Source organism: Armatimonas sp. (assembly GCF_043757465.1).
Lineage (GTDB): Bacteria > Armatimonadota > Armatimonadia > Armatimonadales > Armatimonadaceae > Armatimonas.
This window is the reverse complement of sequence record NZ_JAYVPL010000103.1, coordinates 1-19,424: the sequence shown is the minus strand read 5'-3', so window position 1 is coordinate 19,424 and position 19,424 is coordinate 1. Positions and strand designations below refer to the sequence as shown.

At 60.0% G+C, this 19,424-nt stretch carries 15 protein-coding genes; 2 read left to right on the top strand and 13 right to left on the bottom strand.

Features of this window, described 5'->3' with window-relative positions:
* Nucleotides 1-185 precede the first annotated feature (185 nt).
* From ACH2ED_RS13445 to ACH2ED_RS13385, 13 genes are all read right to left on the bottom strand, one after another.
* Complete coding sequence (locus tag ACH2ED_RS13445) at nucleotides 186-2,204, bottom strand: 3-hydroxyacyl-CoA dehydrogenase/enoyl-CoA hydratase family protein (RefSeq protein WP_395091912.1); 2,019 nt, start codon at nucleotides 2,202-2,204, stop codon at nucleotides 186-188.
* A 63-nt stretch (nucleotides 2,205-2,267) separates the two neighbouring features.
* Nucleotides 2,268-4,190 (bottom strand): 3-hydroxyacyl-CoA dehydrogenase/enoyl-CoA hydratase family protein, encoded by a 1,923-nt coding sequence (locus ACH2ED_RS13440; RefSeq protein ID WP_395091911.1) that lies wholly within the window; start codon nucleotides 4,188-4,190, stop codon nucleotides 2,268-2,270.
* A complete protein-coding gene (locus tag ACH2ED_RS13435) occupies nucleotides 4,187-5,290 on the bottom strand; it encodes a citrate/2-methylcitrate synthase (RefSeq protein WP_395091908.1) in 1,104 nt (367 codons plus the stop codon). Before ACH2ED_RS13435 ends, ACH2ED_RS13440 begins: the two co-directional genes overlap by 4 nt.
* Nucleotides 5,291-5,340: 50 nt before the next feature.
* The gene (prpB, locus tag ACH2ED_RS13430) at nucleotides 5,341-6,237 is read right to left on the bottom strand and encodes a methylisocitrate lyase (protein WP_395091905.1); all 897 of its coding nucleotides are present in this window, start codon (nucleotides 6,235-6,237) and stop codon (nucleotides 5,341-5,343) included.
* A complete protein-coding gene (locus ACH2ED_RS13425; RefSeq protein WP_395091902.1) occupies nucleotides 6,234-7,589 on the bottom strand; it encodes an MmgE/PrpD family protein in 1,356 nt (451 codons plus the stop codon). The genes prpB and ACH2ED_RS13425 overlap by 4 nt, the downstream gene beginning before the upstream one ends.
* Nucleotides 7,573-8,931 carry an acyl-CoA dehydrogenase family protein gene (locus ACH2ED_RS13420; protein WP_395091900.1) on the bottom strand — a complete coding sequence of 453 codons (1,359 nt, stop codon included), beginning with the start codon at nucleotides 8,929-8,931 and terminating at the stop codon, nucleotides 7,573-7,575. The genes ACH2ED_RS13425 and ACH2ED_RS13420 overlap by 17 nt, the downstream gene beginning before the upstream one ends.
* Complete coding sequence (locus ACH2ED_RS13415; RefSeq protein WP_395091897.1) at nucleotides 8,928-10,598, bottom strand: acyl-CoA dehydrogenase family protein; 1,671 nt, start codon at nucleotides 10,596-10,598, stop codon at nucleotides 8,928-8,930. Before ACH2ED_RS13415 ends, ACH2ED_RS13420 begins: the two co-directional genes overlap by 4 nt.
* A gap of 135 nt (nucleotides 10,599-10,733) precedes the next feature.
* The gene (locus tag ACH2ED_RS13410) at nucleotides 10,734-12,752 is read right to left on the bottom strand and encodes a heterodisulfide reductase-related iron-sulfur binding cluster (RefSeq protein WP_395091895.1); all 2,019 of its coding nucleotides are present in this window, start codon (nucleotides 12,750-12,752) and stop codon (nucleotides 10,734-10,736) included.
* Nucleotides 12,753-12,776: 24 nt separating this feature from the next.
* Entirely contained in the window at nucleotides 12,777-13,604 is an 828-nt protein-coding gene (locus ACH2ED_RS13405) for an electron transfer flavoprotein subunit alpha/FixB family protein (protein ID WP_395091892.1), read from the bottom strand.
* The gene (locus tag ACH2ED_RS13400) at nucleotides 13,601-14,347 is read right to left on the bottom strand and encodes an electron transfer flavoprotein subunit beta/FixA family protein (protein WP_395091889.1); all 747 of its coding nucleotides are present in this window, start codon (nucleotides 14,345-14,347) and stop codon (nucleotides 13,601-13,603) included. The genes ACH2ED_RS13405 and ACH2ED_RS13400 overlap by 4 nt, the downstream gene beginning before the upstream one ends.
* The gene (locus ACH2ED_RS13395) at nucleotides 14,344-15,444 is read right to left on the bottom strand and encodes a 2-oxo acid dehydrogenase subunit E2 (protein WP_395091886.1); all 1,101 of its coding nucleotides are present in this window, start codon (nucleotides 15,442-15,444) and stop codon (nucleotides 14,344-14,346) included. The genes ACH2ED_RS13400 and ACH2ED_RS13395 overlap by 4 nt, the downstream gene beginning before the upstream one ends.
* A complete protein-coding gene (locus ACH2ED_RS13390) occupies nucleotides 15,431-16,327 on the bottom strand; it encodes a phenylalanine 4-monooxygenase (RefSeq protein ID WP_395091883.1) in 897 nt (298 codons plus the stop codon). The genes ACH2ED_RS13395 and ACH2ED_RS13390 overlap by 14 nt, the downstream gene beginning before the upstream one ends.
* Entirely contained in the window at nucleotides 16,324-17,946 is a 1,623-nt protein-coding gene (locus tag ACH2ED_RS13385) for a class I adenylate-forming enzyme family protein (RefSeq protein WP_395091880.1), read from the bottom strand. The genes ACH2ED_RS13390 and ACH2ED_RS13385 overlap by 4 nt, the downstream gene beginning before the upstream one ends.
* 95 nt (nucleotides 17,947-18,041) lie before the next feature.
* On the opposite strand from ACH2ED_RS13385, the gene ACH2ED_RS13380 reads away from it, so the two are divergent.
* Both ACH2ED_RS13380 and ACH2ED_RS13375 read left to right on the top strand, forming a co-directional pair.
* Nucleotides 18,042-18,596, top strand: a complete 555-nt coding sequence (locus ACH2ED_RS13380; protein ID WP_395091877.1) for a hypothetical protein — start codon at nucleotides 18,042-18,044, stop codon at nucleotides 18,594-18,596.
* A 52-nt stretch (nucleotides 18,597-18,648) separates the two neighbouring features.
* A partial coding sequence (locus tag ACH2ED_RS13375) for an ISAs1 family transposase (protein WP_395091874.1) occupies nucleotides 18,649-19,424 on the top strand: 776 nt, incomplete at its 3' end.

Genomic DNA, 19,424 nt, shown 5'->3' with positions numbered 1-19,424 from the left:
CTTTGCTGCCTGTGGTAGGCAAGGTAGGCCAGGAGTCCACCTGTCTTCTGGGTGCGGAATCGGGTGATGAGTCGCTCTTGTTGCTGGAGTCGTAGTCCTCCCAGGAGCTGGATGTGCCATTGCTCGTTCATGGGGATATTCTACGGGAGAAGTCTCCCAAAGCTCTCCCAATATTTACTCAGAGCCTAGTTGCGAAGGGGTTGGCCGGTTTCGAGTAAGTGACGAATCCGGGCTTGTGTGAGCGGCTCATGGCAGAGCTGCAAACAGGCGATGCGCTCGCGATCTCGCAACGACATGGCATCATTTGGGCCTCCCGTGAGAACCTGGATCACTGCTTCGGAGAGGCGTAGCTCATGCGCCGTGATGCGCCCGGCGGCGTGCAGCTCGGCCATTGCAGTGCGGAGTGGGGCGGGATCGCAGGGGGCTGGTGCTAGAAATGCCGAGGCACGCGAGGCTTCGGAGAGCTCCAGTGCCTGCTGCCGGGCCTCGTAAAACAGACGATCCCCGTTGCGGGCGATCGTGTCCGTGGGGCGCAGAAATCCACGGCGCTGGGCCTCGTGGGCGGAGGTCGTGACCTGCCCTCCCATCACCAACTGGAGAACCTGCCTCGCATCGCCCAGGCGGGTATAGAGCTGGGCAATTCCTCCAAAGCTGGGCAGTAGTCCCGCACTCACCTGGGTCAGCCCCAGGTAGGTCTCCGGTGCGAGATGCAGTGACGGAAGATGCAGCACCAGCTCCGCACCACCGCCACGGGTATAACCCTGAACCGCTCCGACCACGGGGACGCGTGCCTGAGCAAGCCGCAAGTACGCAGCCTGTGCCGATCGAATATCCGTCTCAATTTCATCAAAATCGCCGCGCTCAATCGCATTCCACCAGCGCTGGAGAGAGAACCCTGCCGTGAAATCCTGGCTCTCCCCCGCAACGACGAGCGCGATAAAGTCCCGCTCGGCGCGTTCCAGCGCCACCAGAAGGACGTCGAGTGTCGCCATCGTCAGGCGATTCTGTGGGGGGTGAAGGGAAAAACACGCCACGCCGTCGCCCAGATCGCGGAACGCGCCCAGCGGTCCCTGCTCCACCACGGGCCAGTGGCTGAGCTCCAGATACTCCGGTGGGGGCGATGGCACCGCGTAGAGACGACCGCGTCGCTCCGCCTCCAGAACAAAAGGTCCTTTATCCCACCCAAAGCCCCACTCCATCGCCTGGTCAACCGCGACCTCGCTGGTCGCGATCTGTGGACGAATCGCATCAAGATAGGCAAAAAGGCTCTCCTGTATCCAGATCAGAAACGAGTCCTGCGGATCCGGGTGGACCGCGCGGGGCGCACGATAGGTTCCCGTCGCTAGATCCAAAACGAGGTTCCCCTCACGCGGCCAGAATCCTCGCCAGGTTCGATTGGCAAGCATGGTCGCCAGCATGGCAGGCAGGGTCAGCCGATTGTGCAACGGGTCATCGGGGAGCGCGGTGGCCAGCGCCCGTGCCTGCTGCAAGAGCGAGTCCAGTCCGAGCTGATCCGCAGTCTGAAAGATACCGCTGGTGCGCCCGATCAAGCGGCCCGTGAGCGCATCCACTTGCTCCACATCTAGCTCACTCTCCAGAGAAAGATGCAACACATCAAAGAAGTGTGCCGTAAAAACACGAGTTGCCACAAAGCCCGGGCTATCGCGTACCACAACCACCCGGTGCCCGAGACGCTCCTCAGCAAACGTGCAGAACTGCGCCAGAAGCCCAGGATCGGTCGAAGCGGTAGGAATGACCTCGAGCAGCTTATGATAGCGTGGAGGTGACGTGAAATTCGTCCCAAAAAAGCGTTCCTGGAGAAGCTCATTCCTCTCTTCCAGCAGATTTGCCAGAGAGAGATAGCGCGTGGTGGTGGTCACTACGGTCGTTGGTCCAATGAAAAGTTCTAAGCGCTGAAGCAGTCGCCGCTTGAGCTCAAGATTCTCCGCCACGGCTTCCACAATCCAGTCCGCTTCCAGGCATGCGGTCAGATCATTGAGGTTGCCCGGCTCGATCCGTTCCAGATACTCGGGGAGAAAAAGCAGAGGGGGACGTGCCATCCGGAGCTGTGCCAGCGCCTTTGCCGCAAGCTCCAGTGATGAGTCAAGCAAGCGGACATGCCAACCTGCGTTTGCAAGCTGTGCCGCAATCCCGACGCCTAGGGGGCTTGCGCCAATGACAACTCCGAGACCACTCTCGCGCATGGTAACTCCCTCCCTTGAGAATCGCCTTCAGTATACTTAAAATTTTGTCAAAATGGGTAAAACTCAGTTTTTTAGTGTTTTTCCCGTGTCGAGTAAGTAGCGCATTCGGGCAATGGAGGATGGCTCCTGGGCAAGCACACGAAATGCCGCCCGCTCCCGCTCTAGAATTGTGGCTTCGTCGGTGGGGCCGCCCGTAAGCACCCAGGCAAGTTGTTCCGCAATCACGCGATCCTGCCCCGTGAGAGAGGCGGGCAGTGCTAACAAACCCGCGTGCGTCGGTGGCTGTGTGAGCACGGGGACAGGCAGCCCGGCAGCGACCCGCGCTTCCGCAAGTAGACGGTCGGCATTGCGAACAATCACATCGCTCTCCCGCAGCCAGCCGCGCTGTTTCGCATCGTGAGCACTGGTCGAGTTCTGGTTGAAGGCAATGGCCTCAAAGGCCGCCTGGGCGGTTCCAAAGCGGAAGAGCGCCTCCTTCACGCCGCCGCCGCACGGGATCACCCCCACCGCGCACTCCGGCAGGCCGAGTACGGTCTCGGGCGAGGCCACAATCCGTCCACAGTGCAGCGCAAGCTCACAGCCCGCCCCGAGGGTGTAGCCATGAATCGCCGCCACGGTAGGGATAGTCGCGTGCTTCACCCGGAGAAATGTCTCCTGGCACTGCTTCATGTCCGCCTCAATTGCCTCAAGATCGGCGCGTTCCATGGCGGTGACCAGGCGTGCCAGATTGTAGCCCGCCGAGAAACAGCTCCCCTGGCCGGTAAAAATCAGCGGACAACCGCGTGCCTCCGCCTGGCTCACGGCCTCTAAAACAGCCGCGCAGAGCGCCGGATCAAAGACATTCAGTTTGCCACGGAGCTCGAAGACAAGCGCGCCCTCGTACGCATGGAGCGCGGGCGTAACAGGCGGGTCAGGAGCACGACGAGCCATTGCAAACGGGCCTTTTTGCCACCCGAAGCCCCAGCACATCGCATTGTCAATGGCGTCTTCACTGTCTGAAATTTCATCGGCGATGGCTTCGACATAGCCAAAGAAGCGAGGAAGAATGGTCGCAACCAGCTCTTTTCCGGGCGTGGTGTTTTCCTCCTGCCGTGGACGATAGGTCAGTGTCTGCCAGTCCAGCGCTAGAATCTCGCGCCCCACGCGCTGATAGAACCCGGCTCCTACTTTCTGCCCCGTGCGTCCCTCGGCAATCAGGCGCTCCAGCGGCTCGGGCAGGCGTAGACGTTCCCGGAGCGGATCGTCGGGGAGGGATTCGTACTGGTTTTTCGCGATCGAGGCGATAATATCCAGGCCCACAAGATCCGCCATGCGAAAAGTCGCGCTACGGGGGCGGCCCAGCGCGGGGCCGGTGAGTGCATCCACGACCTCGACCGGGACATCTTGCTCAATGGCGGTGTGGATGGTGTCCAGTAAGTGGGTGATCCACAGCCGTGTCGAGATAAACCCCGGCGTGTCCCGAGCAACCACCACGCGATGGTTGGTCTGTGCCTCCAGCCGCGTGATGAAGTCCTTGAGCACAGCGCGACTCGTCACGGGTGTTGGAATCACCTCCACGAGCTTTAAATAGCGCGGTGGGTTGAAGAAGTGTGTCCCGAAGAAGCGCTGCCGAAACGCCTGCCCACAGTGCTCCGACATCGCTGTGAGCGAGAGCCCACTGGTATTGCTCGTGACAAGAGTCTCTGGCCCCACCGCGCTTTCCAGCCGCGAGAGAAGTGCCTGTTTAAGCGCTAGCTTTTCCGCGATTGCCTCAATCACCCAGTTTGCGTCGGCACAGACACTCAGCTCCTCGGCACAGCCCGGCAGAATGCGCCCGGCAAGCTCCGGCACATAGAGCAGTGGTGGGCTACTCTGCTCCACCCGCCGCTTCCCCGCCTCCGCCAGCGCGACAGTTTGATCTAGCAGGTGCACCGTCCAGCCCGCGTTGGCGAGGTCGGCGGCGATCCCTCCCCCCATAGTGCCTGCTCCGATTATGACAGCATTCATGCCCCTCTCAGGCTCCGTTCCTCTGGGCCATTGTAGAGATGCCCGGGTCGAATGATGCGGTTATTATCCAGTTGTTCGATAATATGCGCGCTCCAGCCCGTGATGCGGCTCAGCACAAATATCGGGGTATAGAGTGGAATCGGGAGGCCCATTAAGTAGTAGACACTCGCCACCGGGAAGTCCAGGTTCGGGTGGAGCTTCTTCGCGGCTAACATCTCCGCCTCGACGATCTCCGAGATCTCCCACCAGAGCCGCGTGCCCGTCCGCTCCGCGAGTTCCTTGGCGTAGCCCTTGACAATCTTTGCACGCTCGTCGCCGTGCTTGTACTCCCGGTGCCCAAAGCCCATGATCTTTTTTTTCTGGACAAGTGCCTCTCGCACCCAAGTAGCGGCACGTTCCGGTGTTCCTATTTCCTGGAGCATCTCCATAGCCGCCTCGTTTGCGCCGCCATGAAGGGGTCCTTTGAGCGTTCCGATTGCGCTCACGACGCCGCTGTACAGATCCGAAAGCGTGGACACCGTGACACGCGCTGCGAAGGTGCTGGCATTGAAGCCGTGCTCGGCATACAGAATCTGGGTCACATTAAACACATCGGCAATGTAGTCGCTTCGAGGCGTGCCGGTGAGTAAGTGAAAGAAATTAGCGTTGTGGCACAGCGAGGGATCGGGCGCTATCGGCTCTTGCCCTTGCGAAATCCGCCACGAGGCACAGACCAGGGTCGGGAGCTTGGCGTAGAGTCGCTCCGCCTTGCGACTATTGGGCTCGTCTTCCGGCAAAAACGTGGCCAGCAGCGCCACGGCAGCTTTGAGCCGATCCATCGGGTGGGCCGCGCTGGGCATCGCACGAAAGAGTTCGTAGATTGCACCGGGCACCTCACGATCCGTGCCGACGCGTTGACAAAACGCCGCCAAGCTCTCTTTACCGGGCAGCTCACCGTGGAGAAGCAGATACGCGACTTCGTCCATGGTGCAGTGCGTCACTAAGTCGTGGATGTCGTAGCCCCGGTACAGGAGCAGGTTCTTCTCAGCATCCACCATCGAGACGGCGGAGATTCCGGCGATCACACCTTCGAGGCCGGGTCTATAGTTACTTGTGTCCAATTTAGTTGCCCCCTAACCCCCGCTCTGCGGGGGGACAATAAGGAATTTTCTTAAAACTCCCCCGCTCTGCGGGGGCTGAGGGGGTGGCTTATCCCCCGATCAAATTCGGAATAGTTTTCGTAGCCAATCAGTTCGTAAAGCTCAGAGCGCGTCTGCATGTGCTCTAGTAAGCCTTGCTGCGTGCCTGTTTCGTGCAGCATTGTATAAACGTCTCGTGCGGTAAAAAGAATTGCCCGGAACGCCGTCATCGGGAAGATCACGAGTTTGTAGCCCAGTGCATCGAACTCGGCGGCACTCAGATACGGTGTTTTGCCGAACTCGGTCATGTTGGCAAGTAAATGGGTATTGGGGAGAGCAGCGGCAAACACTTCAAACTCTTCACGACTTTCTAGCCCCTCAGGGAAGATGGCATCGGCTCCAGAGTCTACGTAGCGCTTTGCTCGCGCGATGGCATCGGCGAGTCCTGTCACGCCCCGGGCATCGGTGCGGGCGATGAGGAAGAAGTCCGGGTCGTGGCGAGCTTTTTGGGCGGCGCGAATCTTGGCGGCCATTGCTTCGGGCTCAATCAGGCTCTTGCCATCGAGATGCCCGCAGCGTTTGGGTGCGACTTGATCCTCAAGATGCAAGCCCGCCAGCCCTGCGTGCTCAAACTCCTCCACGGTTCGGGCGACATTGAGCACTTCCCCGTAGCCCGTGTCCGCATCGGCGATCACGGGAGTTTCTGGCACGGCGCGGCAGATATAGCGCGCCTGCTGGGCCATCTCGGTCAGCGTGAGCAGTGCAATATCGGGAAAACCCGTGAGGGCGTTGGTGACTCCTGCCCCGGAGAGATAGAGCGCCGTGTGGCCGCAGGCCTGTGCCTGAAGCGCGGTAATGGCATTGAAGACTCCGGGTAGCACCACCTGGCCGTCACCAAGCAAGCCGCGCAACCGCGCTCCGGGGCTCATGCGAAGAGCTCCAGTAGCGGGGTGACGCTTGTTTCGTCTTCCAGCGCCAGGCACCGCTGGATCATCTCCGCCAGACGGTTCTCTGGGAAATAGGCACTCGCCATGCTGCGAAACTTGTGCACTACCTCAGTGTCCGACATCGGGTTTCGGGCGTGGCCGCGTGGGAAAGTCACCTCGCAGACAGGCTGTGTGCCGTCTTTTAGGGTCACGGTCAGCCGATTAGGAATTCCCACGGGGTAGCGCGAATTGAGCGCCGCATCCCCCACCACCGTAATGTTCTGGATAAAGTCCAGCAGTGACTCATTACCTAGGTGTGCGGCATTAAATGAATCCAGAGTGACATCGCCGTCCTGGAGCGCCACGGCAACACAGTACGGTAGGCTATGATCCGCCGTCTCCCGGGTCGTGGGTCGCCACTTCTCCGGCTCCCCACCGATAATCTCCACTGCCGCACTAAACGACGCGATCTCGATTTTGGCAATCTCGCGCCAGTCACGGATGCGCTCCCGAAGCTGGAGTGCGGCATCTATTGCGCTCTGGCTGTGGTACTCGGCGGGCCAAAACTTGATATAGGTCTGGTTGATCATAAACGGCGGGCCAAAAGCCTCGATCTCCAAGGGGAAATTGCCGTGTGCCACTTGATTAAAAAAGCCCATCTCGCCCTCGAAGATTGGGGCGGGGCCGGTCATCCCGAGTTTGGCGAGCTGCGCCGCAAAGATCCCCCCTCGGCTGGCGTTGGCGAAAGCGCAGCCCTTCCAGTGCGAGAGCATCCCCACACGGGTCTGGCGCATGGCGTTGCCCACCGTTCCCGCAATCCCCTGTGCGTGGGTGAGCTGCTCCTCGGTGAGTCCCAGAAGCTTTCCGCAGGCCAAGCTCGTGGAGAACGCGCCGTAAGTGACATGATCCCAGCCCTGGGCACGGATCGAGTAGGCATCACAGAGACGACACTGTACTTCATAGGCCAACACAATTGCCAGAATAATCTCCCTACCACTTGCGCCCACCACTTCGGCTGCGGCCAAGATCGCCGCGATATTATCCGAGGGATGCGCGGGTTCTTTGGAGAGATAGGTGTCGTTGAAGTCGAGGTAGCGAAAAAGCACACCGTTGGCAAAAGCCGCGTGATCCGGAGCGCTCTTGTGTATTGTCCCGATCACGGTCGCGCCTGGCGACGCGCTCACGCTCAGCGCCAGCTCCCGTGCAATCCGCGCGGGTTCGGCGTGGCGTGCGCCCATCGCGCAGCCTAGGGAGTCCAAAACGCGCCGCTTGGCCTCATGGATCGCCTCGGGCGTCAGGTCGTCGTAGGTAAGATTTGCCGCGTAGCGGCTTAGTTTTTCAGCAAGGTTCATCATAGTTAGCATACAAATCAATCGTGATATCGGCGAGCGCAACGGCTTTAAGCTGGCTCTCGGGGTTGGCTTCCAGCGCGACGAGTGCCTCAGTGAAGCGATCGCACCGGGTCTTGTCGAGTGGAGCGATCCGGCCCGCGACCAGCCGTTTGTGAAGCTGCACGGCGATCGTCAGCCGGTTGATCTCATTCGTGCCCTCAAAGATTCGGAAGATGCGGGAGTCACGGTAGAGCCGGGCAATGGCGTACTCCTCGGAGAAACCGTAGCCACCGTGGATCTGAAGTGCTTCGTCCACCACAAAATCCAGCATCTCGGTACAGTAGATCTTGGCAATCGCGCACTCGATGGCAAACTCCTCACCCGCCGCTAGCGAGCCACCCGGGAACCCGTCTAGCAGCGCTGCGGTGCGGTAGATAACGCTCTGGGCGCGCCCGACTTTCTCTGCCATCCGTGCGAGCTTATCGGCGATAATCTCAAATTTGTCTAAGGGTCGCCCGAACTGCTTGCGCGTGCTGGCATGCGTGCGGGCAAGGGCCAGTGCCTCTTTCGCCATCCCCAGCGCAGCCGCGCCAATATTGAGCCGACCGACATTGAGCGGGAAAAGCGCCGCCCGGTGCCCCTTGCCGATCTCCCCGAGCACAGCATCGCCGGGGAGCTGTGCATCCTCAAAAAACAGCGAAGCGGTACGCGAACCCTTCAAACCCAGCTTTTTCTCCTCGCGACCGACACTCAGCCCCGGTGTCCCCCGCTCGACCAGAAATGCCGTGAGGTGCTCACCGTCCACTTTGGCAAAGACCGTGAACAGATCCGCGATCCCCGCGTTGGTAATCCAGACCTTCTGGCCATTCAGCCGCCAGCCGCCCTCAGTAGTTCGGGTGGCACGACACGAGAGCCCCAGCGCATCGGAGCCCGCATTGGGTTCGGAGAGCGCAAAGGCGGCGAGCACCTCACCCGTTGCTAGCTTTGGCAGCCAGTGCGCCTTCTGTGCGTCGGTGCCAAACCAGAGAAGTGGCAGAGTCGCGACACCCGAGTGGACATTAAATGGGATCGCGAAGCTCGGGCAGGCACGCGCCGTCTCCTCACAGAACCGCGCGATCAGTGTCCGGGAGAGCGCAATGCCTCCAAACTCCTCAGGAATCGCCACCCCCATCAGGCCCAGCCGTCCGACCTCGCGAAGCAAGCTCTCCAGAAGCCCGTCTTCACCGTCTTCCAGCCGGTCGGCGCGGGGCCGTACCTCGACCTCCAGATACGGCTGAATCGCCGCGAGGCACTGGTTCTCAAAGGAATTGAAGGGCCGCTGAGTCGGGAACTCCCCCTGCAAAAATGCCCCACCTGTCTTGCTCATCCGAGAGGGTACCTCTCCGAGGCGAGAACCGTGGCCGCCAGCGTGCGCCGTAGAGCAACCGCATCGGCAGTGAAATCTGGGGCAAGCACACATTGAATACTCGCTCGCAGGGCCGGGTCGGCGTTGCAGCGGGTCAGCACCAGGTCGGTGTGGGCGACGGCAGCCGTTTGGGACTCGTGCAGATAGAGCGCGGTACAGACTTTTGCCGTCTCCTGCGCCGCCCCCTTGAGCTTTTGCGTGCGAAGCGAGGCGCTCTCGTGGCAGTAGGCGGCGCAGATAATATCCGACACCGCTCCAAGTGCCTCTTGCTCCTCACTGAGACTCGCACCGAAGCGTTCCACCAGAAGCTGGAGCAGGCGCAGGCCGACGCGTTTCAGGCTGCACGTGGCGGTCGGCATTGCAAGATCAAGCCTTCCCTGCTTGGCGCGGCGTAGGAGCGTATTGACGATGATCGGGCGGACGATCTCATTGGCTCCTTCGCCGATTCGCAGCAGCCGCTGATCCCGCCAGGCACGGGCGACGGGAAACTCCTCGGTGTAGCCGTAGCCACCGTGGATCTGAATGGCTTCGTCGGTGGCCCACGAGTAGAGCTCGCTGCCAATCACTTTCACAATGGAGCACTCAATAGAATACTCCTCCGCGGCGTGATGGTACGCCTGTGGGGCTGAGTCAGCCGTCGGGTCAATGCCCTCAAAGACGGAGTCCAAGTCACCCGCCAGCCGGTACACCGCTGACTCCAGCGCAAAGAGCCTGCCACACAGCGAGCCGAGCTTGGCCTGGATCATCCCGAAGCTACCAAGTGTGCGATTGAACTGCTTGCGCTGGTTGGCGTAGGCCGCACACACCGCAAGTGTCTCTTTCATCCCCCCGACTGCGCCCGCCTCAAGCTTGAAGCGCCCCATATTCAGCGCACAAAACGCGGCATAGTGGCCCTTGCCAATCTCACCCATGAGATTGGCGACGGGAATCGTGACGTCCTCCAGGATCAAGCGGCGCGTGGATGTCCCGCGCATCCCGAGCTTATGCTCCTCCTTACCGTAGGACAGACCTGGCGTGCCCGCCTCCACCATAAAGCACGAGAACTTATCGCCATCCACTTTGGCAAAGACCGTGAAGAGCTGGGCAAAGGCAGTGTTTGTGATCCACATCTTCCCGCCATTAAGAACCCAGTGTGTTCCGTCCTCGGAAAGATCGGCGCGTGTCTGCGCCCCGAGGGCATCGGAGCCCGAGCCTGACTCACTCAGCCCAAACGCGCCGATCCACTCGCCGCTGGCCAGCTTGGGGAGATACTTACTCTTGAGCGCATGGCTCCCAAAGTACTGAAGTGGTAGGGTTGCGATCACGGTATGTGCCTCATGGGAGAGCGCGAACGACTGCTGCCAGTTGAGCTTCTCGGCGATCAGTGCGCCCGTGCGGTTATCAATCCCAAAACCGCCGTAGACCTCTGGCACTTCTGCGCCGAGGAGCCCCAGCTCACCTGCCTTGTGCATCAGCTCCGCCATCAAGTCAATATCATGGCTCTCGATCCGCTCCACATGTGGCAGAACTGATTTCTTCAAAAAATCATCGGCAGTGCGCCCCATCAAGCGCGCTTCTGCGCTGAACTCCTCGGGCGTAAACACAGAATCGAGTGCAGCATCGCGCAGTAAAAATTCTCCACCAAGCATATTTCACCTTTTATCGCTTTATCGCCCCCATGAACGGGGGCGTCATATTGTCCTCGTCTCTCGGACACAAAGGCCGCAAGCGGCCATGGCCCGAAGTGGCCTTCGTGTCGCAAAGCGACAAAAAGACGCCCCCGTTCATGGGGGCGATACCACGCGGGATGACTCGCGCGGCAACGCCCGTAGCATTAGCTCCGCCACGTCCACTACCTCCGGCGGGCTCTCTCCACCGACAGCGGCCACGGAGTCGGCGATCATGACTTTACAGAACGGGCAACCGACCGCAACCGTACGGGCCCCGGTCGCAATCAGCTCCTGAGCCCGGTTGTTCCCCGGACGCTGGGTCGTGGGCTCCTCCATCCACATTCGCCCGCCGCCCGCGCCGCAGCAGAACGTCTTGTCCTTGTTGCGCTCCGGCTCCAGCATGGGCAGTTGGAGCGAGGAGCGTAGTGCTTTTCTAGGCGCTTCGGTCTCGCCATTGACGCGCGCTAGGAAACACGGGTCGTGGTACGTGACCGAGCCTTCTGTCTGAGGCTCTAGCTTGAGGCGGCCACTCTCGACCAGCTCGCTCAGAAGCTGTGTGTGGTGAAGCACCTCGTAGTTGCCGCCAAACTGTCCGTACTCGTTCTTCAGCGTGTGCAGGCAGTGCGGGCACTGGGTAACAATGCGTTTCGCTTCAATGCCATTCAGTGTCGCGATATTGGCCTCAGCGAGCTGCTGAAAGAGAAACTCATCACCCATACGCCGCGCGGCATCGCCGGTGCAGCGCTCTTTTGGCCCCAAGACGGTAAACTTTACTCCGGCGGCTTGGAGTAGCTGTGCAATAGCCTGAACCGTCTTTTGGGCACGCGGCTCAAACGCCCCGGAGCAGCCGACCCAAAAGAGCACCTCACGGTTATCGTCTTTGGTAGCTTTTTCAATCGGTGGCTCAAGGCTCTTAGCCCAGTCGAGCCGTTGCGACGCGGGCAGGCCCCAGGGGTTTTCGCGGCTCCCCAGCTTGCGGAGCATTCCCGCCCCGGAGCCCGTTAGCCGTCCTTCCGCCACCCGAAAGCGCCGTATGCCATCAATGAGATCCACGTGCCGAATCAGCGCGGGGCACTCGTTCACACAGGCATGACAGTTCGTGCAAGCCCAGAGCGACTCATCGCTGATAAAGTCTGTGGAGATCACCTCCCCGTTCACCGTGAGGGCGCGCGGATTATCTATGTAGCGACGGATATCCAGAACAATTTGCTTGGGATTGAGCTCCTTGCCGACTGCATTGGCAGGGCACACATCGGTGCAGCGCCCACACTCCATGCAGCCGTCCAGGCTCAGTCGCTGCCAGAAGTCTAAGTCCGCGAGCTCGGTGAGACCGATCTTGCCCGTTTCTTCGACCTCGCTCATCGCAATCGGCTCCAGCACTCCCATCGGGCGCTCAGGCTGGAGGGCGACGCTGACGGGGATCACAAACAGATGGTAGCGGCGACCGTAGGGCAACGCGGCAATGACGGCCAGTACCAGCACGATGTGAACCCACCAGACTGCTGTGTAGCCCCCCGCCGAGAGCCCCACAAACCCCTGCGAGACGGCGAGTCCGACCGGTGAGAAACCTGCAAACGAGAGCCGCGTCGGGTCGGCGGCGATTCCCGCACCCTCCAGTAAGAACCCCGTAACTGTTGCCGCAAGGCAGAGCGCGAGAAATCCAACATCGTAGGGGGAGTTTCCTAGGCTCGCGGGTTTTGTGATCAGCCGCCGCCAGAGCGCCACACAGAGCGCGATCAAAAGGCCGGAGCCGAAGCAATCCAGCGCAGCTTTCACGAGGAGGTAAAAAGCGCCTTTGTAGAACCAGTGCTCACCAAAAAGCAGCGCGCCGTAGTGCTCAATACCGACAATGGTGGTGCCAATAAAGAGCGCCAGAAAGCCGTAGAAAATCCCCGCGTGCATCCCGCCCGCGAGCCTGCGCCGCCGCACCCGGCGCTGGGCAAGGGTCTGATCCAGGAGTATGCGAAACCGTCCGGGCCAGTTCGTGACCGGCGGCAGCGGCTTTCCTCCCCGCCAGGCTTTCCAGCGGCGGAAAATGCCGTAGGCGCAGACGGCCATCGCCACCAGCGCCAGTAGATAGAACGCGACTTGCTGGCCAGACGTGATATGCAGCAGTATTTTCCGGGTCGGCATCAGCGCTGACTTTCGTTCACTTGGCTACAACTTCCCGATTAGCTCAGGAATCGCCTGATGGATATCGGCGACTAGGCCATAGTCGGCGACCTCGAAGATGGGAGCATCGGGGTCGGTGTTGATAGCGACAATCACTTTGGAGTCTTTCATTCCCGCAAGATGCTGGATGCTCCCCGAGATTCCGGCGGCGATATAGAGCTCGGGCGCGACGACTTTTCCGGTCTGCCCTACTTGCAGTTCGTTGGGCGCAATCTCGGCATCCACCGCAGCACGGGTCGCACCGGCGGCTCCGCCCAGCGCATCCGCCAGCCCCCCGATCAGCTTTTCAAATGTCGCCGCATCCCGCGTGGGTCGCCCGCCAGAGACCACGACCCGCGCCTGTGTCAGCTCTGGACGCGTCTGCTCGGGCGCATCGAGACTCAGAACTTCGTAGCCAGCCACGGGGCTTGACTCTATTGTGATGGGCTCAGGTGCCCCCGGCTCCGGCTGGCCAAACGCAGCGCTACGGACACTATACACACCGACATCACCGGCAGTCCGCACTCGCGCAACCACATTTCCGGCATACATCGGGCGCGTGAGCGTGAGCCTGCCCTCGCGGCTCTCCACGCTCAGCACATCCGAGAGCATGGGCAAGTCGAGCAGAGCCGCCACACGGGGAAGCACATCGCGCCCTAATGATGTCGCGGCCCCGGCCAACGAATCGCAGTGCTCGCTCTTCATCGTCGCCACAAGCGCATCCGCCGTGATAGATGCCGGAGCCAGTACCACGAAGCTACCGCCCGTGACCGTGGCCCAGTGCTGCGCGAACGTCACTGTCTGCGGCGTTTCCCCAAGAACTAAGAGCTTCATAGTACCCGCGCCTCCTCCCGAAGTGCCGTGAGCAGCGCATCTACACTCGCCACTTTCCGCCCAGCTTTACGCTGCGGTGGCGCAAAGAGCTCCACAACCTCGATACGCGTCGCTGGAACGCCTCCCAGCTCCGTAGCCATAAGCTGCTCCAGTGGCTTGCTCCGGGCCTTGATGATGGCAGGCAGCGCCACATAACGAGGCTCGTTCAGCCGCAGATCCACCGTCACAACAGCAGGAAGGGTCACACGCACCGTCTCACGCCCCGCATCCACCTCACGGACTACCACGGCGTGCCCAGGCTCCAGCGTGAGCTGCGACGCAAACGTGGCTTGTGGAACCCCAAGAAGTGCGGCCAGCATCTGCCCCGTCTGATTGTAGTCGTCGTCAATGGCCTGCTTGCCCATTAAAACCAACGTGGCCTCCTCACGCATAAAAACCGCCTGAAGCAATCGCGCGGCACTTACCGGCTCAAGAGAATCCTCGGTCTCAACTAGAATTGCTCGGTCAGCGCCCATCGCCAGCGACGTACGAAGCTGCTCCGCACACTCCGACCCGCCAATGCTCACGGTAACAATCTGGACTTCTGCCCCGCCTTCACGCTGGCGCACCGCTTCTTCCAGCGCGATCTCGTCGAACGGGTTGATCACCCACTTGAGATCATCCAGATCGAGCGTGCCCTCACTACGGACGCGGATTTTCTCATACGGGTCGGGGACGCGCTTTATGGGCACAAGAATAGTCACGCGAGGCTCTCCACATTCTGAACAATCGTTCGGAGGAACTCCGCCGCCTCGACTCCGTGTACGAGGCGATGGTCAAAAGTCAGGACGAGGTTCACGAGCGTTTTGCCTCCTTGCTCAAACGGTGAGCCGATAAAGAGCACCGCCACCGCAGGTGCGACTAGCACCGGCACGGCATCAATGATCTCATACGGCCCCATGTAAGTCAGCACGAGCTGTGTCGCCTCCGTGGCCTGATCTTTCCCGCCGCGCGCCACGGCAATATTGGCCTTGGACACGGCAACAAAATCCTCAAAACTCAGTGTATCGGCGGCGTTTACCACGGCGACGACCAGCTCACCGGTCGGCATGGCGACCGCGATTCCCAGATTGACGTGGTGGTGCTCACGGATCACTTCCTCGCGGAGAAGCGTCGAGCGGAACTTCGGGTGCTCCGCGGTGGCCTTCGCAATGGCCCACGCCACGCAGTTAAACGCCGACGGCGGATTGTCCGCCAGCTCGGCCTTTTTCTTGTCCGCGTAGGCACGAACCGGCCCCCAGTCGAGGTGGCGTTTGGCGGTGGCGGGAATCACCTGCTCCGCGCTGCGCCGCAACCGAAAGATAAAGGTCTTGTCCTGCGGCGAGACGGGGCGCTCTGAAAATTGCGCTCCCCCGCCTCCCGCCCCCGGTAACCGAGGAGTTTGTTGAAGATGCCGGTCTATATCCTCTGGCATCAGCTTGCCGCTAGCGGCGGGAATGGTGGCGAGCACCTCATCGCTAAGGCCCTTCTCTTTGGCGTAGGCGCGGGTGCGGGGAGGGATCGTGCGGAGGTCAACCGTGCCCCCCCCACCCAGAGGGTACTCGGCGGGGGTTAGGGGGGAAGATATCTCCATCCGGCAGACCGGCACACCGATCTCTAATGTATCGCCTTCGTCAGCGAGCCACTCGACCAGAATACCCTCATGGGGACACTCGACCTCCATAGTCGCCTTGTCCGTCTCCATAGAATAGAACGGCTCGTCCCGTGTGATCCGATCACCCGGTTTCTTGAAAAACTCGACAATGAGCACTTCCTGCAGACCCTCACCCATCTGCGGGACCAGGACATCAACTACCGGCATCTAAAAAGCTCCTCAAATCCGCCTCGGAGACACTAGGTTCTCCGGGCGCGACATTATTTAGTTTACCTAAACGCATCCATTTTTCGAGCGTGTCCACCAGCTCAAAGAGATGATCAAAGCTAGCCACGATAAAGAGCAGCGGCTGGTAGTGGTCAATCTCAAAGCCCTGGTTGATCACCCACTCTAGCTGAATCGGGTAGCGCTGCACCTCCGGCGAGACAATCGCGTGCTCGATCTCCCCGTGCGAGCTGAGCAGCCCGGAACCGTAGACTTTTAGCTCATCGCCCTCGCGCATCAGGCCAAACTCGATCGTGAACCAGAAAAAACGCGCCATCGCGCGAATAATGCTGGAGAGCTGCTGCACCTGCTGGTCTTTGTCGCGAATCCCAGCCGCAAGCTCCGCCGCCGTGTGCGCACAGTCACCGAAGCGCACGAGAGCATCGGCAAATGCGGGATCCGTGTGCATCGGGACGTGGCCCGCAATGTCATGAAAAATATCCGGCTCGGGCAGATAATCTAATCGCTCCGCATCGCGAATCGTGATGGTTGTGGGAAAAGCGCGCTGGCGCAGACAATCAAAAAAGGCGTAGGCAGGGACGTAGCCCGAGACGGGTCGCGCGACAAACCCCGTGCGCGGCGAGAGAAACTGGTTCACATCGTCGAGAAGCGGCACGCGGTTCGGATCGAGGCGGAGCGTTTCGAGACCGCGCAGAAACTGTCGGTTGGCGAAGCGTTGCCACGAGTCCTCCTGCCGTGCGTAGAGCCGCCGCCATGCCTCGTGGTTGCTCTGGGTATAGAGCTCATAGGGTTGCGCGATAAAACGCTGCCCCGAATCTCGCGCCTGCTCGATAAACGGAGCCGCGCCGGTGGTGAGGCCACTCACTTGCGAAACTCCGCGTCTTTCCAGGCCGCGAACTGCCCCTTAAGCTTGCCGCGCTGGTATTTTCCGGTGCTGGTCACGGGGAACTCCTCGCCAAAGACAACCACTTTCGGAGCCTTATTAAAAGGCAGTGACTGTAGGCACGCCGCGAGAATCTGGGCCTCCGTGAGGGTCGCGCCGGGTTCACACTGCACATAGGCCCCGATCTCCTCGCCGTAAAAATTGTTCTCAAAGCCCACCGCCATCGCCGCTTTGACGCCAGGTATCGCGTTGAGCACTTCGTCTATTTCCAGAGGAGAGTAGTTCACTCCGCCCCGAATAAACAACTCTTTCAAGCGACCGGTGATGAAAAAATAGGGCCTGCCATCGGCACCCAAGCGCCAGAAGCCTTCGTCGCCGGAGCGAAACCAGCCGTGGGTAAAGGCGCTGGCGTTGGCATCGGGGCGCTTAAAGTAGGCGCGCATGACATTCACACCCCGAATCACGATCTCGCCCCGCGTGTTTTCGGGAAGTACGCCGCCGTTTTCATCGTGGATCGCCATCTGGTTCTCGGGGAGCGGGATACCTATCGAGGGGAAGCCACACTCCCACATCCAGTGTGCGTAGAGATTTTTATCCAGATCGGTCGGCAGAAAGCACGAGTAGCAAGTCGTCTCACTGAGGCCGTAGCCATGAACCACGCGCACCCCGAATCTATCCTCGAAGCGCCTGGCCAGATCCGTGGTGAGCGGCCCTGCGCCGCAGATAAAGTGGCGGAAGCTCGGCGGAGCGCTCCAGCCATCGAGTCGGGCTTCTCCCAGAAAGGCGAGAACCGTGGGAACGACGCTGCACCAGGTGCACTTTTCCTCGGCAATCGTCTTCCAGAAGCGGCTGGCGGAGAATTTTCGGTTCAGCACGATACTCCCGCCCGTGAGCAGCGGCGTGAGCAGCGTCACGACAATCCCGTTCACATGGTGGATCGGCAGAACAAGCATCGCCCGGTCGTTCTCGGTGAAGCCGTGCCACGCCGCAATTCCCTGCGCATCCGCAATGAGATTCTGATGCTCTAAAACCACCCCCTTGGGCGCTCCCGTCGTCCCCGATGTGTAGACAATCAGCGCCTCAGTGTGAGAGGAAAGCCAGAAATCCGCCTTTCCCCTCTCACAGCGGTGATAGTCGAACTTGGTGGCGACGGGGCAGTTTTTCACGCGCTCCGCTTGATCGGGAAAGGTGAATGCGATTTTTACTTGCGCGTGCTCTAAAATATAGGCGATCCGCTCGTCGTCCTCGGTAATATTGATGGGCACCACCGTGATTCCCGCCAGCCACGCTCCCAGATAAAGAAAGACCGTCTCCGGCGTGTTTCCCGTGAGTGTGGCGATGCGATCTCCGGCTTGCAGACCGAAGCGCTCCCGAAGCCAGGTAAGAGTCTGGTGGGCAAGGCAAAAAGCCTCATGGTAGAGCCAGGTCTTTGTGGGATAAGGCTCGTCGCGAAAAGTGAGGAAGGGATACGATTCGCGCTCAGAAGACTGGTGCCAGAGTATCTGTGCAATGTTTTGAAACTCAGCCGTGTAGGGCTGGTTCAGACTTCGGGCTTGTTGAATTTTCGGAGCAAGCTCCGCGCTAAAGTTCTCGTCGGTCATTGTCGAGGTTCCTGAAAATTATAGCACAGCATCGCTGAATCCGCTATGACTGCGCGTAAAAATTATGACTGTCTTAGCTGTCACAAACGGAGTTCATGGCGACGTTAATTCTCACTATGAAAAAGATCGGCACGATAGTAACATTGGCATTAGTACTGGGCGCAGCTTCCGGAGCATGCGCACAGTTTGACAGCAGCTTCTCTGGGCGCGAGGAAGTTTCCTACCAGGCTTTTTTCCCGTCGGACAAGATTAAGAGCTACCTGGGCAACGGCCCGCTCAATGGCCTCTCCTGGACTCACCGCCTGACGGAGCCTCCGAGTGTGGGCCTGGGGCGAACACTTTTCCTGGACTGGGCGACAACCGGCGGCCAAGCGACGCGTAACTTCCTGGCGGGCGGTCTTGGGGTTCAGTCGCAGGCAAAGCTGGGCACGGAGGGCACGACACTCAATCTGGGGGGCGGCGTGGGCTGGTTCGGGACGTTTGGCAATAACACCACCTTCGATCCTGGCCGAAAAAACGGCCCGCTTGCCCGTGTAACCGCAGGGCTTCATGTGGCAGGAAATCTCATCCTTGAAGGCGCGTACTTCCGCTCACTCCGCGCAGGCGATGGCGTCGAAGGCACCGGCCTACGGGTCGGGCTTCGGTTTTAGAGCAGGGCGAGCGCATCTAAATTCTGGGGATTATTTTGGGCCATAATAATGCATGGCCGACTCCAAAAAACGAAAAACACTTGCACTGATTTTCGTAGATCACTTCGAGAAAATAGAAGACCCCCGCATCGACAGAACCAAACTTCACCTCCTCAGTGACCTGCTCACCATCGCTCTGTGCGCAACACTGGCAGGGGGAACCACTTGGGAGGACATGCAAGAATGGGTAGCAGCACAAGATATACAATGGCTCAGAGATAGCCTGGGACTACAATTAACAAATGGCATTCCCCATCACGATACCTTCGCTAGAACCATCAGTCGCATCCCTCCTCGAGAGCTAGAGATCTGCCTCAGTAGCATCTTGGCAAGCTTTAAAAAGCCAGGCGAGAGCATCAGCATAGATGGAAAAGTGCTCCGAGGCTCCCATTATGCCGAAGTAGGGCGGGGGGCTCTGACTATGCTTAATGCCTGGGCTAATGACTCACGCCTCATGCTGGCACAAGACCAAGTACCCGAAGGCACTAATGAGATTGGCGCGATGCAAGCCTTACTGGAGAGACTCGATCTTGCCGGTTCAACCGTTATGGCCGATGCTGCCCACTGCCAGAAAAAAACAGTGGAGACGATACGAGAAAAAGGAGCCGACTACCTGCTGACTCTCAAAGAGAATCAGCCCAAGCTCCACGAGGCGGTTTCATCACTTTTCGCTCATGCTGGCTCAAAATCTGCCGAGGGGGTGAGCAAGTATGACATCCCTGTGGTGAGCTGCGAGCAGTTTGACAAGGAGCATGGTCGCCTGGAGTGGCGGCGTTGCCACGTGATTTC

Bases quoted from the DNA above. Each gene is read 5' to 3' on its own strand.
- ACH2ED_RS13445 (WP_395091912.1), bottom strand. From the start codon at position 2,204: ATGCGCGAGAGTGGTCTCGGAGTTGTCATTGGCGCAAGCCCCCTAGGC.
- ACH2ED_RS13440 (WP_395091911.1), bottom strand. From the start codon at position 4,190: ATGAATGCTGTCATAATCGGAGCAGGCACTATGGGGGGAGGGATCGCC.
- prpB (WP_395091905.1), bottom strand. From the start codon at position 6,237: ATGAGCCCCGGAGCGCGGTTGCGCGGCTTGCTTGGTGACGGCCAGGTG.
- ACH2ED_RS13425 (WP_395091902.1), bottom strand. From the start codon at position 7,589: ATGATGAACCTTGCTGAAAAACTAAGCCGCTACGCGGCAAATCTTACC.
- ACH2ED_RS13420 (WP_395091900.1), bottom strand. From the start codon at position 8,931: ATGAGCAAGACAGGTGGGGCATTTTTGCAGGGGGAGTTCCCGACTCAG.
- ACH2ED_RS13415 (WP_395091897.1), bottom strand. From the start codon at position 10,598: ATGCTTGGTGGAGAATTTTTACTGCGCGATGCTGCACTCGATTCTGTG.
- ACH2ED_RS13410 (WP_395091895.1), bottom strand. From the start codon at position 12,752: ATGCCGACCCGGAAAATACTGCTGCATATCACGTCTGGCCAGCAAGTC.
- ACH2ED_RS13405 (WP_395091892.1), bottom strand. From the start codon at position 13,604: ATGAAGCTCTTAGTTCTTGGGGAAACGCCGCAGACAGTGACGTTCGCG.
- ACH2ED_RS13395 (WP_395091886.1), bottom strand. From the start codon at position 15,444: ATGCCGGTAGTTGATGTCCTGGTCCCGCAGATGGGTGAGGGTCTGCAG.
- ACH2ED_RS13385 (WP_395091880.1), bottom strand. From the start codon at position 17,946: ATGACCGACGAGAACTTTAGCGCGGAGCTTGCTCCGAAAATTCAACAA.
- ACH2ED_RS13380 (WP_395091877.1), top strand. From the start codon at position 18,042: ATGGCGACGTTAATTCTCACTATGAAAAAGATCGGCACGATAGTAACA.